The organism is Marinibium conchae, assembly GCF_015595035.1.
Classification (GTDB): Bacteria; Pseudomonadota; Gammaproteobacteria; order Enterobacterales; family Alteromonadaceae; genus Glaciecola.
Genome location: NZ_JADNRN010000001.1, coordinates 1,642,220 through 1,665,610, shown reverse-complemented (window position 1 = coordinate 1,665,610; position 23,391 = coordinate 1,642,220). Strand labels below are relative to the sequence as shown.

Genomic DNA, 23,391 nt, shown 5'->3' with positions numbered 1-23,391 from the left:
CTTAAAAGTCGATTTTTTTACGAAGTTGCTTTTGTATCCCGCTTTTTGTTTTACTGTCTAGCCTTTTTCGTTGCGAAGATCGTGATGGTTTAGTCGCTTTCCTTTTCGGCTTCTCATAACTCGCTTCCAGAATAAAAGCTTTTAAACGAGCGATCGCATCTCGTTTATTGTGTTCTTGAGTTCGATGATTTTGAGCGCGAATGACAAGCACGCCTTCGCTGGTAATCCGACTATCGTTCGTTGCAAGTAACTTGGATTTAAGGTGATCAGATAATGAGGATGCTTTGATGTCGAAGCGCAGATAAATCGCGGTAGCGACTTTATTGACATGTTGACCGCCAGCGCCTTGTGAGCGCGTGGCCGAAAGCTCTATTTCAGCTTCATCTAGGCTAATAATGTGATTGATAAAAATTGTCATAGTAAAATACTATCATGCAAATAGCGGGTTTGATGCATTTTTTACAGCAAACCCACTAATGACTAGCGCAGAAAATGAAGGAAGTGTTATGGCAGTACTTTTTTGTAAGGTTTAACAATTACCGATTTAAAAACACCTGCCTCTACGTAAGGGTCGGTGTTTGCCCATGCAGTCGCGTCTTCAAGAGAGTCAAATTGCGCTATAATGAGCGAACCAGTGAAACCTGCAGCCCCCGGATCTTCGTTGTCTACTGCTGGAGTCGGACCTGCGACGAGGATTCTGCCATCATCAACCAATGTTTGAATTCTCTTTAAATGAGCGGGGCGTGCAGCCATTCGAATGTCTAGACTATCGGCGACATCTTCTGCATAAATCATGTACCACATAATATTATCGTCCTTAATTACTAGTTAATCGAGTTGCGTTGCCGCTTTCATTTTTGCGACAAATTCACCAAGTGCTTGTAGCATATCCTCTGGCTTACTGAGGTTTTGCTCAATGAGGTTCACCGTAGCAGAGCCAGAAATAGCGCCAGCCGCCCCCGATTCTATGGCATTTTTTACCTGTTCTGGTGTGGAAATACCAAAACCAAGCAAAGGCGGAGCTACTTCATATTGGGTAAGCTTGTCGATAAGTGCAGACGCTGGAATTTCGACAGCGGTTTCTGCTCCTGTGACTCCAGATCTGCCAAGCAGGTAAGTGTAGCCATCAGATTTTTCGCCAATTGCGGCTAAGGTTTCATCAGATGCGTTAGGCGGAGCAATAAGTATCTGTTGAATATTGTTTGCTTTAGCAATAGTGATAAAGCGGTCAGCTTCTCGAAGCGGAACGTCGGCAATCAGTATGCTGTCGACACCAGCGGCTGAGGCTTTTTGATAAAAAGTGTCGATACCATTTGCCAGTACCAAGTTACTGTAAAGCAATAAGCCAATTGGCACGTTGGGATGCTTCGCGCGTATCTCAGTTAAAATATCAAAACAATCTTGGGTGCGAATACCTGAGCCTAGGGCTCTGATACTAGCTTTCTGAATGGTTGGACCATCAGCAATAGGGTCAGAGTAGGGTATTCCTAACTCTAGCGCGTCCGCGCCACTTTTGACCAATTGATCGATAATGGCTAAGGATTCATCTTTATTTGGGTCGCCAATCATAACGAATGGCACAAACGCACCTTGCTTTTTGGTCGTTAAACTTGAGAACATATCTGCATATCTGGTTGTGCTCATAGTTTGTCTCCTAAAATACTCGTAACGTGAGCTAAGTCCTTATCACCTCGCCCAGAGAGGTTCAGCACAATAATTGTTTCTTCTGTTGCTTCGTCTGCCATGTTGAGCGCGTGAGCAAGCGCATGCGAAGATTCTAGTGCCGGTATAATACCTTCTTTTTTGGCTAGTAATTGGAAGGCATTGAGCGCTTCTTCGTCAGTGACGGCGTGATACTCAGCTCTACCCGTTTCCGCCAAAAATGCATGTTGAGGGCCCACTGCGGGGTAGTCTAAACCAGCAGATACGGAATAGGACTCTTCAATTTGGCCATCTTTATCTTGCATAATGAAGGTATAAGCACCGTGTAGGATACCTTTTGTACCGGTAACAATTGTGGCACCGTGTTCTTTAGTATGAACACCTTTACCTGCAGGCTCCACGCCCACAAGACGGACGCTTGGCTCGTCGATAAAGTCGGCAAACATGCCAATCGCATTTGAACCGCCACCTACGCAAGCTACAACTGCATCAGGCAAACGACCCTCTTTTTCCATAATCTGCGCACGAGTTTCTTCACCAATCATGCGGTGATATTCACGCACAATGGTGGGGAAAGGGTGAGGCCCCGCAGCAGTACCTAACAAGTAATGCGCTTTGTCATAGTTAGCTGACCAATCGCGCATTGCTTCATTAACGGCATCCTTGAGTGTGCCTGAGCCTGAGTCGACGGGGATAACTTCAGCTCCCATTAATCTCATCCTGAATACATTGGGAGATTGTCTTTCAACGTCTTTCGCACCCATGTAAATACGCGCTTTTAGACCTAACAATGCGCAAGCTAAAGCGGTGGCAACACCGTGCTGACCAGCACCTGTTTCAGCAATAACTTCAGTTTTCCCCATGCGCTTGGTAAGCAAGGCTTGGCCCAATACTTGGTTAGTTTTGTGTGCGCCGCCATGAAGTAGATCCTCGCGCTTTAAATACAACTTCACCTTGGGGTTTGATACTAAGTTGCGCGACAATGTCATCGCTGTTGGACGACCCGCATAGTCTTTTAACAAGCCCATAAATTCTTTTTGAAACTCGGGATCTTTCTTGGCGTCAAGAAAGGCTTGCTCTAACTGGTCGAGCGCTGGGATAAGAAGTTCTGGTACATACATACCCCCAAACTCACCAAATTTACTCTCTAAATTATTCATAACTACTCGCTCTTAATTGCTTAATGCTATTTAATTTCGTATTGGCGCAATTCGGCGTTTATTTCGCCAAATTTACCGCCTCAATTTGTTTTAATTCTTTTAGTAATTTCTCAGGTTCGTGAAAACTTGCTCGAGTTTCATTGCAGATTTTTCTGCTGGCGCGTCCTCCACTCCAGAGTTCACATCGAGAATGCCCACGCCAGTGTCTCTTGCGTCGTTTATGTTGTTTGAACATAAGCCGCCGGCTAGCACTAATTTGTGTTTATGAGGCACATTCTCTAACAATCGCCAATCAAAATTAACGCCAGTGCCTCCCAGTTGCTGGCCCACTTTGCAATCAAGTAAAACACGATCGGACCTTGTCGCTGCGTCAGCGACTTCCTGAGTGAGCTCTGCACTGGTGCTTTCTTCAAATTTATGCTTTTGTTTCACGCCAATTACTGACCATAGCTCACAGTTTGGCGGCAATGCTGTTCTGAGTGTGTTGTGGTAACTTTCAGATTCATTTCCGTGTAATTGCACCGCCGCTAGTGACAGTTTTCTTGCGTATTCTGCGACTATTTCAATAGGGTGGTCAACAAACACACCTACCAAGCGCTTGGAGCTATGCTGATGAACAAAGTTAGCAATATTAGTGGCTTCTTCCAATGACACAAAACGAGGTGATTTTGTTGCGAAAATCAGACCCATGTAACTCGCTGGCGTTGCAGCAACAATTTCTGCGTTTTTGAGTGAATTGATACCGCAGATTTTTACTTCACCAAATACTAGTTTTTCGACTGCGTTAACCAAATTGTCCTCGGCCATCAGCGCACTGCCTACCAGGAAACCATCTACTAGCGGCGATAAACGCTGTATTTCGCTGTGCTTATATATGCCTGACTCAGATAGAATAACCCCCTCAAAGCCCGCGCTTTTGATGAGCGGTACCAATCGTTCAGTGGTAGCGAGGTCGGTGCTTAAATCACGTAGATTGCGATTGTTGATACCGATGATATTAGCACCTAAGGCTAATGCTCTCTCAACTTCCTCTTCGTTACTCACCTCGGTAAGTACATGCATGTTTAGGCTGTGAGTAAGGTCGTTAAGTATTTCATATTGTTTGTCGTCGAGCACAGAAAGCATCAATAAAACAGCGTCGGCATTGTGATAACGAGCTAAATATATTTGATATTCATCTACAAAAAAATCTTTGTTAATAACCGGCTGATTTACCTTCGACGTCACATAATCAAGGTATTCAAACTTTCCTTGAAAATATTTTTCATCTGTAAGCACCGAAAAACACGCTGCGTGAGGTGCGTAAGCGTTGATTATTTCGTCAAGATTGAAGTTTTCTCTAATCAAGCCTTTCGACGGAGATGCTTTTTTGCACTCTAAAATGAAACTCGCATTCGGGGCAGCAAGTGCCGCATAGAAGTCTTTTTCACACGGCTTTAATTTATCGATGAAGGCGGAAAGTGGAAATTCCTGCTTACGCACTGCCACTTCCGCGATTTTATCTTCAACTATTTGCTCTAATACGTTATTTGCCATTCGCCTACCTTATCCCTGCTGCTTTTTCGATGGTTAACATTGGATTACCACTGCTGATTGAGCTCATTGCCATTTCGCAGGCTTCTTTAAAAGAAATGGCAAGCCCATTTAGTTTTATAAGTGCTGCTGCATTCATTGCAATAGCTGCTGTATGCGCTGCTTTTCCTTCACCGTTGAAAACGTCAGCAATTAACGCCTTATTCTCATCGGGCAAGCCTCCTTCAATATCTCTTAATGGATAGCTTTTCAGCCCAAAGTCCTCTGGCCTGACTTCCATGTGAGAAATGTGTCCTTTCTCAACAGCCACAATTTGGCTTGGGCCATGCAAAGCCAGCTCGTCCAAACCACTACCATGAATTACGAAAGCATGTTGATGCCCCAGTTTCACCAATGTTTGCGCATAAGTATCGAGCAGTGCCGGAGTATATACACCTAACACACTATGTGTTGGCTTCGAAGGGTTCGCCAAAGGCCCCAAAATATTGAACAAAGTGCGTGTTTTAAGTGCTAAGCGCACTGGCATCGCGTGCCTCACACCTGAGTGATACGAAGGTGCAGCCAAAAAGCACAAATTAGCTTCGTCGAGACATTTTCTTGCTTGTAAAGGAGACATGTCGAGCTGCAATCCAAAGGCCGCAAAAAGATCGGAAGAACCTGATTTACTCGACACACTTCGGTTACCGTGCTTTGCCACTTTTACACCACAACTGGCGGCAACTACTGCTGCTGCACTTGATACGTTAATTGTATTATGACCATCGCCACCTGTACCGACGATATCGCTAAAGGCGTAGTCGGGGCGAGGAAATGCACTCGCATTATTAACCATCGCGGATGCAGCACCGGCAATCTCATCAATGCTCTCGGTTTTAATCTTCAGCGCAATTAATAAAGCCGTTAACTCAATTTCACTAAGGTCACCTTTCATGACACTGTCAAAAATAGACTCAGCTTCAACGAAACTCAGAGAGTCTTGTGTGTAGAGTTTGTCCAAGCAGTCATTAAGTATGGTATTTACTGTCATGTGGATATCCTATCTATGTTGTCGGTCTTTGTTTTTTATCACGAGGATCTTGCACCAAATATGCAATACTTTGCATCAATAATTTACTGCCGTCACAGGTGAGAATTGATTCGGGGTGAAACTGAAACCCTAGCATGCGATCCTGTTCATGCAACACGGCCATTACCAAGTTATCAATTGTGGCAATAGTCGTAAGCTCAGTTGGTGTTTCCTGAGCAACGAGTGAGTGATAACGAGCGATTGAGAGTGGATTACTCAAGCCATCAAAAATTTCTAAGGTTTGTTCATTTTTGATGTACGTCATCTGTGATGATTTACCGTGCATGACATAAGGTGCTCTAGCGACTTTACCGCCATAAGCTTCAACAATAGCCTGATGGCCCAAGCAAATCCCAATGACTGGAAATTTACCTTTTACTTTTTGAATTAACTCGGGCATGCAGCCGGCATTGCTAGGGGCTCCTGGACCAGGAGATAGCATGAGTATCGTCGGTCCCTTTGCCTCGAATTCAGCTAACTTAGCAAGCACAGTCTCGGTATCAACAGTATTACGATATATGATCATGTTGAGGCCAAGATTACGTATTTCATCTACCAAGTTATAGGTAAATGAATCAACATTATCTATTAGTACTAAATTGATATTCTTCATGAATGCAGTCCTACTTGCTATGTGCCGAAATAATAGCTGAAATCACAGCTTGGGCTTTGGCTCTTGTTTCGTCTGCTTCAGACTGCGGGATCGAGTCGTTTACAACACCTGCACCGGCCTGAATATAAGCGGTATTCAACCGCACAAACGCGGAGCGAATAACGATGCAGGTATCCATGTCACCATTTCCGTTAATATAACCCACGGCACCACCGTAGCTACCTCGTTTTTGCTTTTCTACTTCGCGAATAAGAGATGCTGCGCTCACTTTCGGTGCGCCTACTAAGGTGCCCATGTTCATGCAAGCTTGATAGGCGTGCAGGGCATCGAGATCAGCTCGTAGCTTACCTACCACACGTGATACTAAATGCATCACATGCGAGTAACGGTCAACTTTTAAAAGGTCTTTTACATGACGAGTACCTGGCTCACTCACCTTTGCAACGTCGTTACGGGCAAGGTCGACAAGCATTATATGTTCTGACTTTTCTTTTTCGTCTTGGCGTAAATTGAGCTCTAAACGACTATCCATATCAAAGTCTATGCTGCCGTCCTTATTTTTACCTCGTGGGCGAGTCCCAGCAATCGGATACACTTCTACCACGTTGCTGTGTTTTTCGTATTTGAGTGCCGACTCGGGGGATGCACCAAACATAGTGAAATCTTGGTCGTTCAGGTAAAACATGTAGGGAGAGGGGTTTTGTTTTTTCAATTCCTGATAAGCGGCCAGTGGAGAAGGGCATGGCACTGCAAATGAGCGCGATGGCACAACCTGAAATATATCGCCGTCAAGAATGTTTTCCTTTAGTGCTTCAACATCTTTGCAGTATTCTTCATCAGACTTATCAACCTGTACCGCTATATTGTCGACCTTCTGTGCTGCGGTAATCTCTTCGGGCAAACTGCCTAATTGACCCTTTATCTGCTCTATACGCTGATGCACGCTAAAATAGTGTTGGGCAACTAATTCACCGCTAAACACCGAGCCTATTAACTGCGTCGTTTTATGTTGATGGTCGATTAAAGCTAGGCTTTCTGCTAGGTAGAACACATATTCTGGGCAGTTATTATCGCCAAATGAGGCTTCTGGCAGTGTTTCGAATGTTCCTAATAAATCGTAGGAAAATACGCCGCCAAGGAAGAGCGCATTAGGGTGATCTCGTAAGGCTTGGATGTTGTTCGTAATAACGCGAAGCACGTCGAAAACGCTAGCTTGCTTCAGCCTTTCATCTTCATCTAGGTTGTCTTGAAGAGCCGGAAACTCAAAGCGCATACTATTGTTAGCAACTTCTTGAACAGACTGAAACGCTTCTAAGGCCGTTCTGATAATGGGGAATACTGAATGCCCATTGCTGGTGAGTGCTGTAATCGTAACGCTTTGATCATTGCATTCTATTCTTAGCGCAGCGTCAATCAATAGAAGGCTTTTCAAGTTAGCTTTACTGTCGATTTCAGCCGATTCTAGCAACAGGCTATTTTCTTTTCCTAAGGCTTGATACGCAAGCAAAGGGTCTTTGATGTAGGGGGCATCAATGATGATGCTCTCAACTTGACCTGCTTGCATTCCTAAATCGGCTAAACTCATGTTTTATATCTCTTATTTTCTATTTGTTTGTAATTTACTAACTTTCAGTTCAGTGGCTATGGTGTACTGTGTACTTAAAAATTAATCAAAAAAAAAGCCCGATAAACGGGCCTTATTCTGTGAAACGAACACGCTCCCACAGGCCCTAATCGAGCTTGTGCCACCACCAAATGGTAAGAATATTGCGTTGCGCTGCTGTGTTCATCTTCATTGTTCTCTTTAAGTAATTCTTTTTTGTAGTTCTTTCTTAAGTAGTTCTTTGTGAAGTGCTTCGTTGTTAAGTACTTCTTTGCCTATGCAATTTGATTGAGTCCTATGAATTATTATAGGAATTCTCTCTCAGGCTTAACTCAAGACAATGTTGAGCATTCACACTTGCCTTCGTATTAACTTTCATATTTATCTCAGAATTTACGCGCCCGTCTGAGGGGGAACGCTCGCGAGTCCGATGATGTGTGTCGCTTTGCGTATCTTCGTGTATTTCTTCGCGTGTATCTATGTTCTGCCGATTTGTTTATACTGCATAGGAGAAAACAATTTGGCCTCTGTGTCAAGCTATTAACGCTTTTTAAATGTTATAAGCCATACCCTAAACATAAGACTATTACCTTGAAAATAGATTTACATAGCCACACCACATCGTCCGATGGTGCTCTAACGCCAATAGAGCTAGTTCAGCGAGCTCAACAAATGCAAGTTGACGTGCTTGCGATAACTGACCACGACACAGTAGCGGGTATACAAGTCGCTAGAGATTATGCCCAGTCAGAAAATATTGCTATTCACATTGTGGCTGGTGTTGAGTTGTCAACCTCTTGGCACGGCTTTGATATTCACATCGTCGGTTTGGGGCTTGATATTCAAGATACTGAGTTTCAGCAAAGGCTCACGCAGCAGTTGCAGGAGCGAGATTCAAGAGCTAAACGTATCTGCGAAAAGTTGACTAAATGCGGGTACCCGGGCATCTACGATCTTGCCTTAAGCTATGCGGATGGCGCACAAATATCGAGAAATCACATAGCCAAAGCATTAGTTGAGCGGGGAGCAGTCGACAAAGCCCAGCAAGCTTTTTCAAAATTTCTTGGAAAGAACAAAAAAGCACACGCGGCGCCCAGATGGATAAGCATTGAAGAGGCGATTAAATGGATTCACGATGCTGGTGGGAGAGCTGTGCTTGCGCATCCATCTCATTATGACATGACCACTAAGTGGCTCAGACGTTTGGTAGCTGAATTTTCAAATTTAGGAGGGGATGCCATGGAAATAACCCATCCAAACATGGCTGCTGATACCAAACGCTTGTTACAAGAAATGATGACTGATAACAAGTTAATGGCGTCTGCAGGGTCGGACTTTCATTTCCCTAGTCGATTTACAGAGTTAGGGCGGCGTTTAGAACTTCCTGAAACAGTTGTACCCGTATATCATGATTGGACTATAATGAATCAAGCCCCATTGCTCAATCGAGGATAGTATGAGCCAATTTTTTTATATACACCCAGATAATCCACAAGCAAGACTCGTAAAACAAGCATGTGAAATTATTAATGCGGGTGAGGTAATCGTTTACCCAACTGACTCTGGCTATGCTATTGGCTGCCAAATGGAAAATAAACGTGCACTTGAGCAAATATGCCGTATTCGCGATATTGGTAAGGAGCACAACTTTACCCTGATGTGCCGAGATATGTCAGAACTGTCGGTCTATGCAAGAGTAGACAACACGGCATTTAGGCAAATCAAAAACAATACACCAGGGCCCTATACCTTTATCCTTAAAGCAACAAAAGAGGTGCCCAAACGCTTACAAAACCCCAAACGTAAAACAATTGGTATTCGAGTGCCTGACAATACTATTGCTTTGGCGATACTTGAAGAATTGGGCGAACCACTCATGTCCACGACGCTCATTCTGCCTAAGCAGTCGATGGCAGAAACTGATCCCGACGAGATTCGAGACAAACTTGAAAAATTAGTTGGGCTTATCATTCATGGTGGATATTTAGGGGAAGAACCGACGACCGTCATTGATATGTCTGAAGGTGGTACCGAAGTTATACGCGTGGGTAGTGGTGACGTAACGCCTTTTGACTAAGCAAATAAAAGAACAACAAGCCTTAGCTCTTGCTTTTGTGAATGGTGAGGCGCTTGTTGAAAAACCTGAAGATCTCTACATTCCCCCCGATGCATTGGAAGTCATTCTCGATAGCTTCGAGGGACCACTCGATCTGTTGTTGTATCTTATTCGTCGACAAAAATTCGATATTGTTGAGTTACCCGTTCTGCAAATTACCAAACAATATATGGAATATGTTGAGGTGATGACTGAACTCAAACTTGAGCTAGCGGGTGAATATTTACTTATGGCTGCCATGCTTGCGGAAATAAAATCGCGTCTTTTGCTACCAAAGCACGATGACTCGGTCGACGAAGAAGACGACCCGCGTGCAGAGCTTATTCGCCGGCTTAAAGAATATGAACAAATCAAAGTGGCTGCAGAACAGCTTGATGCTGCCCCTCGCATTGATAGAGATACATTCGTTGCGCTTGCGCAAACGAGTGAAAATGTTCAGCCTATTAAACACTTGCCTAAGGTGAGCCTGCAGGATATTGCCTTTGCATTCCAATTGGCAATGCAACGTGCCGAGGCTTTTGAACATCATCAGATTGAAAAAGAAGCATTATCAACTCGTGAGAGGATGACCCATCTGTTACAATTGCTAAATTCGGAGGTATATACAGACATCAGCACCTTACTTGATCCTTCTCAAGGAAAGTCAGGTGTGGTAGTAACCTTTATTGCTATTTTGGAGCTCGTGAAGGCTGGCTTAATAGTTTGTTCACAGGAAGCTCCCTTTACCGGCATTCATGTGAAGCTTGGTGAAGTACAATATCCGGATATCGATAATCAGGTTTAAGCCTGAGATTTTAGGCTACTGAGTTGAGCTAAAAAAATATGCAAAAAGTAAACGATAATCAACTGAAGAACCTCGTTGAAGCAGCTATTTTTGTTGCCGATGCGCCATTGAATATCGATGCTATGAAAAGCAGCTTCCTAAGCGACTTTAGTGTTAGCACTCAGCAGCTAAATAAGATACTAAAGCAGCTTGAAGAAGATTATTCGAACCGAGGTATTCGTTTGATTAAGGTCGCTTCAGGTTATCGATTTCAATCTGATGAGAGTTTAGGTTTAGTACTGTCGAAGCTTTGGCAGGAAAACGCGCCGAAATATAGCAGAGCGATGCTAGAAACGCTTGCGTTAATTGCATATCGACAGCCAATAACACGTGGTGAAATTGAAGAGATTAGAGGTGTTGCTGTAAGTAGCAACATCGTAAAGTCATTGAGCGAACGCGGGTGGGTTAAAGTTATTGGCCATAAAGAGGTGCCCGGAAGGCCAGCGCTCCTCGCTACAACAAAAGTATTTTTGGATTATTTTTCGCTTAGCAGTTTAGCTGAGTTACCGTCTGCAGATATGTTTGAAGAAAGTCTTCAGCAAGCAATGGATGCAGCCGACTCAGAAAGTAATCAGCACGAACAAGAGCAAGGTGAGGTGCCCAAAAACACGTCAACCGAAAACGAACAGTTGCATTGATTCATCGTGACATGAGCAGCTATATCAATATGGTTATTTAGTAATAACCCACATACAGTGAATAGAAAATGACGGATAGTCAAGAAACCGAAAAGTTACAAAAAGTCCTCGCCAATAATGGGGTAGGTTCCAGAAGAGAAATGGAACGATGGATTGAAGAGGGCCGAATTTCTGTAAACGGCAAAGTTGCCACTCTAGGTGACCGCGTTGCTCCTACTGATCAACTGCGAGTTGATGGGCAGGTAGTGTCTCGTAATAAAGAAAAGTCAGCCTGTCGGGTTTTGATGTACAACAAACCTGAGGGTGAACTCTGTTCGCGCAACGATCCAGAAGGGCGAGCGACAGTATTTGACCGACTACCAATAATTCAAAATGACCGCTGGATTGCCGTTGGACGACTTGATATCAACACCAGTGGTTTGTTATTTTTTACCAACGACGGTGAACTGGCCAATCGCTTGATGCATCCTCGACATGAAATTGAACGTGAGTATGCAGTGCGTGTTTTTGGCGAAGTGACACCTGCAATGCTGCGAACGCTTCAAAAAGGTGTTGAGCTTGAAGATGGTGTCGCTAAATTTACCAATATACATGTTCGCCCTACGGACGATGAGAGTCTAAATCAGTGGTTTGATGTGACCTTGTCGGAAGGCAGGAACCGTGAAGTGAGGCGTTTATGGGAATCTCAAGGTGTACAAGTCAGTCGCCTAATTAGAGTGCGTTATGGTAATTTGGAGTTGCAAAAACGTTTACCCCAGGGCGCTTGGATAGAGCTAGACTTAGCGCGGGTAAATGAGTTGCGCAAGGTCGTGCAGTTACCCAAAGAAACTGAGAGCAATATCAAGACAAAAGAAGATAAGCTTGATCATGCACGTATCAGCCGGATGCGCAGATCAGTGAAAAAGCATAAATTGAACAAAGCGGGGCATAGTCGCAGAAACGTGGCCAGTTCACGCAATAAACGTTAAATAAAGAATAGATTAGGAAGTCCACCACAAATGCGAATCGCCATGGGCATTGAGTATGACGGCAGCTGCTACCACGGCTGGCAGCGTCAAAATAGTTTTGTTAGTGTTCAACAAAATCTTGAAGAAGCTTTGCAAAAAATAGCACTGGAACCCATTTCGGTTACCTGTGCTGGTCGCACCGACGCAGGCGTGCACGCCACTTATCAAGTTGTGCATTTCGATACCGACGTTCAGCGTCCGATAAGAGCATGGACAAGAGGCGTGAATACGCACCTTGCTAAAAACATAGGGGTGAAGTGGGCAAAAGTCACAAGTGACGAATTTCATGCACGCTTTTCAGCACGTTCGCGACGTTATCGCTACATTATTTATAATCATGCACTTCGCCCAGCGATTCTCAATGCTGGAATTACTCACATTTATTACCCGCTTGATGTCGACAGAATGCACCGCGCGGCGCAGTGTTTGGTCGGTGAGCACGACTTTACGTCATTTCGAGCGGTAAGTTGCCAGTCTCATTCGCCAGTGAGAACCTTGTCGGAAATAAGCGTTACTCGTAAAGGTGATTATGTCGTGCTGGAAGTCGCCGCAAATGCATTTCTGCATCACATGGTTAGAAACCTAGTCGGTTCTCTTGTAAAGGTTGGCACAGGAGAGTGCAGCGTAGAGTGGATGCAAGAAACTCTGGAAGCGAGAGACAGGAAAGTGGCAGGGGCAACTGCTCAACCAAATGGTCTTTATCTCGTTGATGTAAGCTATCCAGAAGAGTTTGCGATACCCAAAAGTCCATTTGGCCCGATATTTTTGTAAACACATTCGCGCTATGAAGTGCGGTGAAAACACTTCTTAGACCAGTTTTACTTTCGTGATTCCATGGTTTTGTGATTTAATGCTGTCATAAAAGTGCAACACGGTCGGTCTGCACAAGAATTAATAACAATAGGAATGTTTCATGAGCTGGATTGAAAGAATACTTCCACGCACACAATCGTCTACGAAGAGCAATGTACCAGAGGGGATTTGGACAAAATGCGGTTCCTGTAATGCAGTGCTATACAAAACTGAGTTAGAGAAGCTGCAAGAAGTTTGTCCAAAATGCGATCATCATATGCGTATAAGCGCAAGAGCTCGTATCAATGCTTTTCTTGATGCTACTGACAGAGAAGAACTTGGTGCCGAGTTTGAACCTCAAGATGTCTTGAAATTCAAAGACAGTAAAAAGTACAAAGATCGCATAACCGCAGCGCAAAAAGCGACGAATGAAAAAGATGCTCTCGTGGTGATGAAGGGTAAACTCAACGGCATGCCTGTTGTGGTTGCGTGTTTTGAATTTGCCTTCATGGGCGGTTCAATGGCTTCTGTTGTAGGGGCTCGTTTTGTTGAGGCGGTAAATGCCTGCCTGAAAGACAACACGCCGCTTATTTGCTTTTCAACCAGTGGTGGTGCTCGTATGCAAGAGGCACTGCTGTCGTTAATGCAAATGGCAAAAACGAGTGCGGCCTTAGCCAAAATGAGCAAACAAGGTCTGCCATATATCTCGGTACTAACCGATCCAACTATGGGCGGTGTGTCCGCCAGTCTAGCCATGCTTGGCGATGTAAACGTGGCTGAGCCGAAAGCACTTATTGGCTTTGCTGGCCCGAGAGTTATTGAACAAACCGTGCGCGAAACTTTACCAGAAGGATTTCAACGCAGTGAGTTTTTGTTGGAGAAAGGTGCTATCGACATGATTGTTGATCGTCGTGAGATGCGAGATAAGCTTTTCTCTGTGTTGTCTAAATTACACCGTCCGGTGCAGGAAAATTAGAATAAAACGACATGCATAAAAACGCTAGTCTAACTGATTGGCTATCTTATATCGAACAAGCCCATGTTAAGGAAATTGACATGGGCTTGTCTCGTACTGCAGAGATGGTTAATCGTCTTGAAATTGGTTTCCTCGATCAGATCGTCATTACGGTTGGTGGAACAAATGGCAAAGGCACTACCTGTGCTCTTATTGAACAAGTGTGCTTAGAAGCCGGATTAAGCGTTGGCGTGTATAGCTCGCCACATTTAGTCAGCTTTTGCGAACGTATCAGAATAAATGGACGTCAAGTACAGGAGGCACTTCTGTGTGAGAGCTTTTACACCATTAATAGTGTGCGCTCGAACAATGACATAGCGCTGACATATTTTGAGTTTGCCACACTCGCGGGGCTGCATATTTTTTCTCGCCAAGCATTAGATGTCGTGATCCTTGAAGTAGGATTAGGCGGACGCTTAGATGCGACCAACGTTATTGATGCAGATATTGCTGTTATTACAAGTATTGGCTTGGATCATCAAGAGTGGTTAGGTGATACCAAAGAGAAGATAGGTTTCGAAAAGGCGGGCATCTTTAGAGCGCAACGCCCCGTTATAATTGGCGAAAAAAATCCGCCCGTGTCTATGCTACAGCATGCTAACTTGCTGCAAGCAAAGCAAAAACGAGTAGGACGAGACTTTTTCTATCATCAAGAACAACAAATTGTTGAACTCGCTAACAAGCGCTTTAGTGTTGCCAATGCAAAAATTCCAAAGGTGAACGTAGCGACAGCGCTTGCGGTAGTCTCTGCAATCAGTGATTTAACCCATGCGCAAATGCCATTGTTGGTGAGTGATGACAAAATTCAAGCTTGCATTGAGCAAACTCAGGTTTTGGGCCGTCATACTAAGTGGCCCAAAAATACTCTCAATATCACTAATAACTCATCCATGGCAGGTGGCACATTAACTAATCATTGTGAGGTATTGCTTGATGTTGCACATAATGAAGACAGCGCCGTGCAGCTAAGACAAGTTTTAAGAACCTATTCCTTTGATGTTTGTCATATAGTGGTAGGCATGCTTAAGGACAAAAATATTGAAGTGAGCTTAGCTGCATTTAAAGACGTTAACGCAACATGGTATTGTGCGAGCCTTCCCTCAGCACGCGGTGAACAAGCAGCTCGCTTACAAAATAGTGTCGGACTTTTTGCAAAAGCGACACCGTATGCTCATGACACACTTGCCTATGAAAGTGTGGAAGCTGCCTTTAGAGGGGCTTTGTCAGAGGCAAAAGCAGGCGATTTAATTCTAGTATTAGGCTCTTTTTTAACCGTTGCAGCTGTTCTCGAGCTCAATGCTAGTGCATAATTTACGACAAGACTTCACTCGCATTATGATACTACTCAACGCCGCGACTTAGCGCAGAGTATTGCTCATACAAAAATTAATTCGTTGATAAAGGTGAACTAAGTGTCAAACGCATTACAAAACAGATTAGTCGGAACTATCATACTTGTTGCTGTTATCGTAATTTTTTTACCCGATTACTTGGACGGGAAGAAAGAGACGAATACTGAAACCTTCGTTGATTTCCCGCGTTCTACAACAAATCTGAGTGCGACCGAACCAGATGCCTTTCCTGCTGAGAAAGTTGCAGAGGCAACAAGACGAAATGTAGTTGTAGTGAATGAAACTGCTGTTGATGCGGAATATGAAGAGCAAAATGCTAAGTCAAATAAAAACACTGATGCGTCGCAAGTAGTTGAACAAAATAACGCGACTGAGTCGACAGAGTCACAAGCCAGTGCCGATAAACAAGCTGCCATGACTGAGCAACTAGCCAAAAATATGAAAGCAGCAAGTAGCCAAAATCAAGCCGCAGATGAGGGCGAAACTAGTGAAACGCCAACTAGCTTAGAGACTCAAACCCTCGTTCAGAGTGATCCTGAGTCTGTGTTGAAAGACACGGGTTGGGTTGTGCAATTAGGTAGTTTTGGAAATCAGAAGAATGTTAATGAGTTACTCAAAAAACTCGATAAAGCGGGCTACCGAGCTTTCTCTAGAAAGGTGAGAACCAGTGGCGGCGAGTTAACAAAAGTGTTTGTTGGCCCAGAGTTAGTGCGTGAAAATCTTGATAATGCCTTGCCACACCTCAAACAAACAACTGGTTTAAGCGGTAAAGTAACTACCTTCGACATAGCGACAAATTAAGTAATAAAGTATTATTTAATATTGGACAGAGCTAGGTCATCTGGTAGAATGCGCGGCAAATTTAGACCAAAACGATCCTTGAAAACGTGACATTCAGACTTAGGTTTATGAATAAAATAAATAGAGATCAGCGCTCATGAATTGGTTCGATTTTGCCATCCTAGGCATTATTGCTCTGTCTGCGGTAATTAGTATTGTCCGCGGCTTTGTAAAAGAAGCAATCTCTCTTGTAGTATGGTTTTCCGCCTTCATCGTTTCCAGTCAACTTTACCCTCAATTAGCACAATATCTTACCCGCATCAGCGACGAGTTGTTTCGAAATGGCACTGCCATAGCGATATTGTTTGTGAGTACCCTAATTGTTGGCGCCTTGGTTAACTATGTATTTTCCCAGTTGGTTAAGGCGACCGGTCTTTCAGGAACCGATCGTGCACTGGGTGCAGTGTTTGGCGCCCTAAGAGGCTTACTCATTGTAAGCGCCTTACTATTCTTCCTAGATACATTTACACCACTTGCTGATAGTGAATGGTGGCTTCAATCGGTGCTGGTGCCTGAATTTTCAGTCGTCATTGAATGGTTTTTTGAATACGTAAAAGAAAGCTCTAGCTTTCTTTCTCCAAGTGAATAAAAGGGTAAGTCTATGTGTGGTATTGTTGGAATAGTGGCTCGTGGCGCAGTTAATCAAGACTTGTATGATGCGCTTACAGTATTGCAACATAGAGGGCAAGATGCCGCGGGGATAATGACCATTGATGATGGTATGTTTCATCTGCGCAAAGAGAACGGCCTTGTTCGAGATGTTTTTCGTACCCGACACATGAAGCGACTTACTGGCAATGTGGGCATTGGCCATTGTCGCTATCCTACTGCCGGCTCGTCAAGCTCAGCCGAAGCGCAACCTTTTTATGTGAACTCTCCGTTTGGCATTGCTTTTGCGCATAACGGTAACCTAACTAACGCGCATGAGTTGCAAGATGAAGTGTTTAGAATTTCCCGTCGCCACATTAATACCACGTCAGATTCAGAGTTATTGTTGAATATTTTTGCACATGCGTTACAGGGTGCTGCTAGCTTTGAAGTGCAACCTGAAGAAATATTCGCTGCTGTAGAAACCGTTCATCAAAAAATTAGAGGTGCATACGCTGTTGTTGCAGCAATAATTGGCAATGGTATGGTTGCCTTTCGAGACCCCCATGGTATTCGCCCTCTAGTACTTGGTAAGCGTCAAACAGAAAGCGGTGATGAGTACATGGTCGCTTCTGAGAGTGTTGCTTTGGACTCTGTTGGTTTTACCTTTGTTCGCGATGTCGCGCCAGGAGAAGCCGTCTACGTAAATGAAGACGGTGAACTATTTACTAAGCAATGCGCGCAAAACCCAAGTTTAACCCCCTGTATTTTTGAATTCGTTTACTTTGCACGCCCTGACTCGTTCATCGACGGCATCAGTGTTTACGCTTCTCGTGTAAATATGGGGCGTAAGCTGGGTGAGAAAATTGCTGCGCAGTGGGCTGATCTCGACATTGATGTGGTTATTCCAATTCCTGAAACATCGATGGACGTAGCCCTGCAGATTGCTAACACCCTAAATAAACCCTACCGCCAAGGCTTTGTAAAGAATCGCTACATTGGCAGAACCTTTATTATGCCTGGGCAAACACAGCGAAGAAAATCTGTACGCCGAAAGTTGAATGCGATTTCCTCCGAGTTCAAAGACAAAAATGTATTATTGGTCGACGACTCCATTGTTCGAGGAACAACCTCTGAGCAGATCATTGAAATGGCCAGAGAATCGGGCGCAAATAAAGTCTATTTTGCTTCGGCGGCACCTGAGATTCGCTTCCCCAACGTGTATGGTATTGATATGCCATCGGCAAACGAGCTAATTGCCTATGGTAGAGAAATTGAACAAATTGCTGATTGTATAAAAGCCGATGGCTTAATATTCCAGGATATATCAGATTTAGTTGAAGCCGTTCGAGAAGAGAATCAAGCCATTCCGGCCTTCGAAACCTCAGTCTTTGATGGTAGCTATATTACCGGAGATGTTGATCAAGCATATCTTGAACGGATAGATAAAACGCGAAGTGAAAAAGCAAAGGCAACGCCCGTTATTCAAGAAGAACTGAGCAACCTAGAAATGCACAATATGGGTAATAACGCTTAAAAAACCGTCAACATATTCTAGGACGGGACAATCATAGCAAAAAAAAGCGCAAATCTTGATTTGCGCTTTTTTGATTCAACTATAAGTCTTTACATATATTGTGGGCCTATTCCAATGCTCCATAATATTACCGATGAGGCCATCAATATAACTAGCAGAACCAAGCCACAAGTCACCACTGAGCTACTGTAAATAAAACCTTTGTCTTCTGGAATATGCAACATAATAGGCACGCCAGAATATAAAAGATAAACAGAGTACGATAAGCCAACTAAGCCGATAGTCATAATAAACCACAGCTCTGGATAAAAAGCACTGAAGCCCGTCATAAACAAAGGGGTCGCTGTATAAGCCGCTAACTCGAGAGATTCAGTGTAAGTGGGCTTGGCGTCGAATGATTTTGCTAGTTCATTAATAATGATGGCTAAAGCGACTACCCCAATCACTAGGCCGAAGTACATCGCGACGGCCATCTGCATTGCACTTGATTGTGTCAGTTTTATGGTGTCGGCGGTTGCGCCTGCGCCGATGTCCCAGCCTAAATGAGCGGATGCATAATATGCCATTCCTGCTGGGATAAGTGCGATGAGTACTATATGACTTAATGCATAGAAATAGGATTCATGCCCTTTGTCTATTGCCTGCCATTCTTCTTTTGGGTGTGTATAAATGCCCCATAAATGATTTAAAATCATTTTCACTCCTGCTACAACAAGGTTGTTAGTTAGTTAATTAGACCTCGGTTGCGCAGTTCCACCGTATATTAGCGCTACCCAAGTGCTACTTTTCTTGCGATCTTTGTTATGCTACTCATGAAGATAAGCGCAAGATGTCGCGTGTTAAGGAAAAGTTACAGTCAATATAGTTTATTAACATAACTTTAACAAGAGTTTGGTTTATGACCATGACTTGGTCAAATTAAATTCCGTGATTATGCTTTTTTGTTTAATTCACCAAAACTATGACAGTAGTCGTGTAAATTTAGTCAGCAGTGGTCGTTGCATTATGGAAACTTGGCGGCCTTATTTATTAGTTAGGAACACATGTCTAAGAATAAAAATATGAAATTGCAGCTTGCAGAATTGCGAGCAAGAGCTGTTCTAGCAAAAAGCGAAGCTGATATTCACAAAGCCGCTGATGTTATTTCGGCGTTTCGATCTCAGTCTGACTACAGCTTCAATCACACTTGGTCCTATGTTGGTTCTATTCTTGGTTGCGTAATGTTTATGCTGGCGTGGTGGGGACAGATGGACTTCAACCCTTCAGAGCGTTTATGGGTAAAGGCAGGTGGTGCGGTTTTAGCCATAGGCTCTCTTGTTGTTATTTATCTCAGATATAAAGATGTTAAAACAACAGGCGATGACCTATACATACGGGCTGCTGCTATTCAAGCAGGTATTGAGCGAGACTATGATTTTAATGGCAAAGCATATTGGCAGCAGTTGCGTAGTTTGTTTTCAATGTTTGATTGTGGGGATGAAGGGCAATGCATCACGAAGCGTTATTTAGGTGGTGTCGATAACACTCCCTTTACGCTGTTTGAGTTCAAATATGTCAAGGTAAGGCGTTCTCATACTACCGATAGCAATGGTAACAGTAGAACGCAAAAGACACGTACAACACATTATAAGTATGGCATGATTGTCCAGTTCGACAATTTTAACTACCTGAGTTTGAATACTCGTAATAGTGCTAATGGCTTTAATCAAAAATGGGACTCAAGTAGTCATCGATTCAATAAACTGTTTAAAGTGCGTTGCAGTTCTGAAGTCTTAGCCGCCAAGTTTTTTGAACCTAAAGTAGTGCTTAAGTTTGAAGACGACTTCTCATTTGTAAAGGCGCTTGATTTAACGAGTCAATCCGTTGCTTGTATTGAATTGCCTAAGGAAGTTTTTCCAACGCAGATGCCAACGCCCTCACTGAAAAATACGAGCGAATACCTCGACATGCTTAGATCTCCAGCCCAGATTTTATTGCTTGAGCGAACAAAGGAACTGATTCGCTTTATTAACGAAGAAAAATAGCGCCTTGCCTGGGCAAGTATCGCAGGCAATTCAAGCAAGCTTGAAAGGATCAGACATTCGCCGTAATAGCGTAAAAGTGAGTGTTTTCCCAACGATTGTATTCTGCTGGATAGATGTCACATACTTCAATGTTCTTGAAGCCTAATGATGCTAATAGTTGCACTTCGCTATCAATATGACGATAGTTTGAATAGTAATTTCGACCAATTTCCTCAGAGAAACCAGCCACGGTTACATCTTCATCCACGCCCAATTGATTCTTAATCACTAACATACCCGTCGGTTTTATAAAGGCTTGTGCTTTTTTATAGACTCGGGTGGCTTCCTCTTTATTGAAATAGTTCATCACGCCAAATAGTGACACAATGTCGGCACTATGTGGCTCAGTCTCAAATTCAAGTACATCCGCATTGATAACAGTTACTTTGGGAGACTTTGTAATGAACTTCGAAAAATTTGCATAGCGCTCTACTGCGGTTATGTGCTCAAAGTCATCAATCAGTTCGTTAACCAATAAGCCTGTTCCTGAGCCTAAGTCTAATAGCTTCTTATTGCTTCCTGCGCGCTCTTTCATAAATGCGATATCGAACTTCGAAAAGTCTTTTGCTTTGTTGCGAGTTTCCGTTGCCACCTTTATGTTTGCGGCCATGGTGTCGTAGTATTCAATTACATCTTCGTTTTTCATTGTGGCCAACTCTTCATAAAGGCGATTGCGTTTTTATAGTCTGCATAAGTATCAACGTCTTGCGCACGAATTTTCAAAAAGGGGAGGGGAAGCAAGCCTTCGATTTGATTGAAGACGTTCGTTGACATGTATTTAATATTGTCACGTTTTATTTTAGCTGGGCCAGACCATTCATAGTCGCCCTGTTCTCGCGAGAACGACAAGACGTTACCAAGCTCATCGGTCTTAATAAATACTGTGTCTTCAGAGACAATGTCGCTACATCCTATATACTCACCTTGGAAATCCAAACAAGCAGCAACATCTTCCGGGTGAACAATTAGGTCACCATCCCAAGCAATGCAGTACTCGTTGGCGTGTCTTGCGCCTAGATAAAAACTAGTGCCTGTTTTGGTTTGGAAATAGTCATGGTTATACACGAATAAAACATCGTCTCTTTTCTCAAGAACAGCTTGAATAACGCTTCGTGCTTGATAGCCAACAACAACCCGTAAGTCTTCGACATTCTCAAAAATTTCTAGTTGAAAATGAATGAGCTTTTTTCCTTCAATTTCTATCAGGGCTTTGGTTTTTGCCAAGCCTAGTCTTGAGCCTATGCCAGCGCAGCTCAACACCACGGAGTTGCCTTCACTGGGGTGGTTTATTTGGTTCAGCAAACGCAACAGAGTGTGTTCGTTGAACACCGCGTAATCGGCAACTGCCATTATGCTGTTGGCAGGATAATGAGTTAAGCCACAAGCAATTGCGACATCAGCCTCGCGCATCGCTTCCATATCGTTGTTGCCATCTCCTACAAACACGACGTAGTAGCCTTGGGCTTGATAACGCTTAACAATATCTTCTTTTTTCAGAATCGACTTCAATTTCGTAATTTTATTGTCTTCAACATTCGCGCTTGACGAAAAACACTCACAGTCGAGTCGAGAGGCGAGCCCGCTGACCCATTCACTGCAGTTTCCTGTCGCAATAACACATTGATCGCTATATGTGTTGATGAAATCAGCCACACCCTCAAATAGAGGCACTTTACTGAGTAGGGCATTCACGTCACTGACGTCAAATTTACCAAGAATGGATACGCGCTGTATAAAACTCTCAACGAAAGGAATGTTGCCCGCAATCGTTTGATCAGTCAGGGCGTTAATTTCGCCTTCAACATTGAATGCTTTCGCAATCAAAGGCAGGGTTTCTTCCTTTGTAACAGTGCCGTCGAGGTCAAAAATAAAGAGTCGTTTTTTCATATTATTATTGCGTCTCAAACTTATCGTAAATAGTCTCTACGGTGAATTGTGAATTTTTAATTTTCTCAATGGAAACGGGTTGCCAGTTATTCCCCATGCCTATTGATATTTCTTGTTTTGGCGTTTGCCAGTCACCGTAAGTGAAAGTCAGATAGCCCTCGGCGTCGTGGGGTATGTACATCTGAACCTTCTCCCACTCTATGCTGTCGACGCTTTGCAGATGATGCGCGGGTGTATACCAAGTTCCGCAACCCTTTAGCTTAACTGCTTTGTCTCCCTCGAAGCCTTTTAACGCGATCGACACACTAAATGGTTTGAATGAAAAGCCCGGTTTAGCTTGGAAGGTAAGGTATAACAGAATTATTTGGCCGTGCTGGTCAACATCTCGACGTATCTGCCAGTTAACTCTTTCGTCAATCAGCCCTACGGTATTGAGTAAAAACGCTTGAATTTCTGGTGCATAAGCAACATCTGCAGCTAGATCTACGTCGTCATCCCACTCAATTAGCGCACCGCCACGCAAAATACCAAGTAAGGTGCCGTAATCAATGTGTAGTGGCAGTTTTTGTTCGAAAGCTTTGCCGCAAAGTGTTTTGACCGTATTTTTTGCAAGTTCTAAAGTAGGGGCATGCCGGAAAGGCGTTTGGTTTTCTTCGTCACTCTTTACATATTTTTTGTGAGGCGTAACGATCTTGCTCTCAGGAATGTTGAAGTCTTCCATAAGCTGCTTCTTGATTGTGCCTTCCCAATAACTGCCTATTACAATTTCGTCATAGTCAAAATCACCCATTTGTTCTGGCCCAATTATCGGTAGGCTTCGGAATACTTGACCATGCCTGTCTGTGTCGTTATCAACAGCAGCAACATACACACGCTCATTTGGCATGTTTTTCATTAAACGTGTAGCAGAATCACCAGTGCCGAACATGAGGGCTTTTTTCATTATATTTAGTCTCGGTTTACACAAACTCATGGTCTTTTAACGGTAAGTTAAATAGCAACTTGAGTAAAAAGCAATTAAAAATCAAAATTACCTCAGATATTCAATTACCTATGTGTAAATTAATTGTCGATTTCCAGATATACATGCAGGGCA

General features: G+C 43.5%; 24 protein-coding genes. 12 read left to right on the top strand and 12 right to left on the bottom strand.

The window, feature by feature from the left end; all coding sequences use genetic code 11:
* Nucleotide 1: 1 nt before the first annotated feature.
* The 8 genes from arfB to ISG33_RS06925 all read right to left on the bottom strand — a co-directional run bounded on the left by arfB (nt 2) and on the right by ISG33_RS06925 (nt 7,619).
* Entirely contained in the window at nt 2-418 is a 417-nt protein-coding gene (gene arfB, locus ISG33_RS06960; RefSeq protein ID WP_195732760.1) for an alternative ribosome rescue aminoacyl-tRNA hydrolase ArfB, read from the bottom strand.
* A gap of 86 nt (nt 419-504) precedes the next feature.
* Nucleotides 505-804, bottom strand: a complete 300-nt coding sequence (locus ISG33_RS06955) for a YciI family protein (RefSeq protein ID WP_195732759.1) — start codon at nt 802-804, stop codon at nt 505-507.
* Nucleotides 805-828: 24 nt separating this feature from the next.
* Nucleotides 829-1,644 carry a tryptophan synthase subunit alpha gene (gene trpA / locus ISG33_RS06950; protein WP_195732758.1) on the bottom strand — a complete coding sequence of 272 codons (816 nt, stop codon included), beginning with the start codon at nt 1,642-1,644 and terminating at the stop codon, nt 829-831.
* Complete coding sequence (trpB, locus tag ISG33_RS06945) at nt 1,641-2,822, bottom strand: tryptophan synthase subunit beta (RefSeq protein WP_195732757.1); 1,182 nt, start codon at nt 2,820-2,822, stop codon at nt 1,641-1,643. The genes trpA and trpB overlap by 4 nt, the downstream gene beginning before the upstream one ends.
* Nucleotides 2,823-2,921: 99 nt before the next feature.
* A complete protein-coding gene (gene trpCF / locus ISG33_RS06940) occupies nt 2,922-4,358 on the bottom strand; it encodes a bifunctional indole-3-glycerol-phosphate synthase TrpC/phosphoribosylanthranilate isomerase TrpF (RefSeq protein ID WP_195732756.1) in 1,437 nt (478 codons plus the stop codon).
* 4 nt (nt 4,359-4,362) lie between these two features.
* Entirely contained in the window at nt 4,363-5,382 is a 1,020-nt protein-coding gene (trpD, locus tag ISG33_RS06935; RefSeq protein WP_195732755.1) for an anthranilate phosphoribosyltransferase, read from the bottom strand.
* Nucleotides 5,383-5,395: 13 nt separating this feature from the next.
* The gene (locus tag ISG33_RS06930) at nt 5,396-6,034 is read right to left on the bottom strand and encodes an aminodeoxychorismate/anthranilate synthase component II (RefSeq protein ID WP_195732754.1); all 639 of its coding nucleotides are present in this window, start codon (nt 6,032-6,034) and stop codon (nt 5,396-5,398) included.
* Between the two features lie 10 nt (nt 6,035-6,044).
* On the bottom strand, nt 6,045-7,619 hold the full coding sequence (locus ISG33_RS06925; RefSeq protein WP_195732753.1) for an anthranilate synthase component 1: 1,575 nt from the start codon (nt 7,617-7,619) through the stop codon (nt 6,045-6,047).
* A gap of 609 nt (nt 7,620-8,228) precedes the next feature.
* Here ISG33_RS06925 and ISG33_RS06920 point away from each other — a divergent pair.
* The 11 genes from ISG33_RS06920 to purF all read left to right on the top strand — a co-directional run bounded on the left by ISG33_RS06920 (nt 8,229) and on the right by purF (nt 18,345).
* Entirely contained in the window at nt 8,229-9,092 is an 864-nt protein-coding gene (locus ISG33_RS06920; RefSeq protein WP_195732752.1) for a PHP domain-containing protein, read from the top strand.
* A 1-nt stretch (nt 9,093) separates the two neighbouring features.
* Entirely contained in the window at nt 9,094-9,714 is a 621-nt protein-coding gene (locus ISG33_RS06915) for an L-threonylcarbamoyladenylate synthase (RefSeq protein ID WP_195732751.1), read from the top strand.
* A complete protein-coding gene (locus ISG33_RS06910) occupies nt 9,707-10,537 on the top strand; it encodes a segregation and condensation protein A (protein ID WP_195732750.1) in 831 nt (276 codons plus the stop codon). The genes ISG33_RS06915 and ISG33_RS06910 overlap by 8 nt, the downstream gene beginning before the upstream one ends.
* Before the next feature lie 38 nt (nt 10,538-10,575).
* Complete coding sequence (gene scpB, locus ISG33_RS06905) at nt 10,576-11,214, top strand: SMC-Scp complex subunit ScpB (RefSeq protein ID WP_195732749.1); 639 nt, start codon at nt 10,576-10,578, stop codon at nt 11,212-11,214.
* 68 nt (nt 11,215-11,282) lie between these two features.
* Entirely contained in the window at nt 11,283-12,182 is a 900-nt protein-coding gene (gene rluB, locus ISG33_RS06900) for a 23S rRNA pseudouridine(2605) synthase RluB (RefSeq protein WP_195732748.1), read from the top strand.
* Nucleotides 12,183-12,212: 30 nt separating this feature from the next.
* Nucleotides 12,213-12,992, top strand: coding sequence for a tRNA pseudouridine(38-40) synthase TruA (truA, locus tag ISG33_RS06895; protein ID WP_195732747.1), 780 nt, complete (start codon nt 12,213-12,215; stop codon nt 12,990-12,992).
* A 142-nt stretch (nt 12,993-13,134) separates the two neighbouring features.
* Nucleotides 13,135-13,989 (top strand): acetyl-CoA carboxylase, carboxyltransferase subunit beta, encoded by an 855-nt coding sequence (accD, locus tag ISG33_RS06890; RefSeq protein WP_195732746.1) that lies wholly within the window; start codon nt 13,135-13,137, stop codon nt 13,987-13,989.
* Between the two features lie 11 nt (nt 13,990-14,000).
* On the top strand, nt 14,001-15,338 hold the full coding sequence (gene folC, locus ISG33_RS06885) for a bifunctional tetrahydrofolate synthase/dihydrofolate synthase (RefSeq protein WP_195732745.1): 1,338 nt from the start codon (nt 14,001-14,003) through the stop codon (nt 15,336-15,338).
* 102 nt (nt 15,339-15,440) lie between these two features.
* The gene (locus ISG33_RS06880) at nt 15,441-16,181 is read left to right on the top strand and encodes an SPOR domain-containing protein (protein WP_195732744.1); all 741 of its coding nucleotides are present in this window, start codon (nt 15,441-15,443) and stop codon (nt 16,179-16,181) included.
* Between the two features lie 136 nt (nt 16,182-16,317).
* Nucleotides 16,318-16,809, top strand: a complete 492-nt coding sequence (locus tag ISG33_RS06875) for a CvpA family protein (protein WP_195732743.1) — start codon at nt 16,318-16,320, stop codon at nt 16,807-16,809.
* Between the two features lie 12 nt (nt 16,810-16,821).
* Nucleotides 16,822-18,345 carry an amidophosphoribosyltransferase gene (purF, locus tag ISG33_RS06870; RefSeq protein ID WP_195732742.1) on the top strand — a complete coding sequence of 508 codons (1,524 nt, stop codon included), beginning with the start codon at nt 16,822-16,824 and terminating at the stop codon, nt 18,343-18,345.
* Between the two features lie 89 nt (nt 18,346-18,434).
* Here purF and ISG33_RS06865 read toward each other — a convergent pair whose 3' ends face one another.
* Nucleotides 18,435-19,040 (bottom strand): Yip1 family protein, encoded by a 606-nt coding sequence (locus tag ISG33_RS06865; RefSeq protein WP_195732741.1) that lies wholly within the window; start codon nt 19,038-19,040, stop codon nt 18,435-18,437.
* A gap of 348 nt (nt 19,041-19,388) precedes the next feature.
* Between ISG33_RS06865 and ISG33_RS06860 the strand changes: the two genes are divergently transcribed.
* Entirely contained in the window at nt 19,389-20,369 is a 981-nt protein-coding gene (locus ISG33_RS06860) for a hypothetical protein (RefSeq protein WP_195732740.1), read from the top strand.
* 49 nt (nt 20,370-20,418) lie between these two features.
* Here ISG33_RS06860 and ISG33_RS06855 read toward each other — a convergent pair whose 3' ends face one another.
* The 3 genes from ISG33_RS06855 to ISG33_RS06845 are packed head-to-tail and all read right to left on the bottom strand — an operon-like array spanning nt 20,419 to nt 23,238.
* Nucleotides 20,419-21,054, bottom strand: a complete 636-nt coding sequence (locus ISG33_RS06855) for a methyltransferase domain-containing protein (RefSeq protein ID WP_195732739.1) — start codon at nt 21,052-21,054, stop codon at nt 20,419-20,421.
* Complete coding sequence (locus tag ISG33_RS06850) at nt 21,051-22,295, bottom strand: HAD-IB family phosphatase (RefSeq protein WP_195732738.1); 1,245 nt, start codon at nt 22,293-22,295, stop codon at nt 21,051-21,053. Before ISG33_RS06850 ends, ISG33_RS06855 begins: the two co-directional genes overlap by 4 nt.
* Nucleotides 22,296-22,299: 4 nt before the next feature.
* Nucleotides 22,300-23,238 carry a LicD family protein gene (locus tag ISG33_RS06845; RefSeq protein WP_195732737.1) on the bottom strand — a complete coding sequence of 313 codons (939 nt, stop codon included), beginning with the start codon at nt 23,236-23,238 and terminating at the stop codon, nt 22,300-22,302.
* Nucleotides 23,239-23,391: the final 153 nt, after the last annotated feature.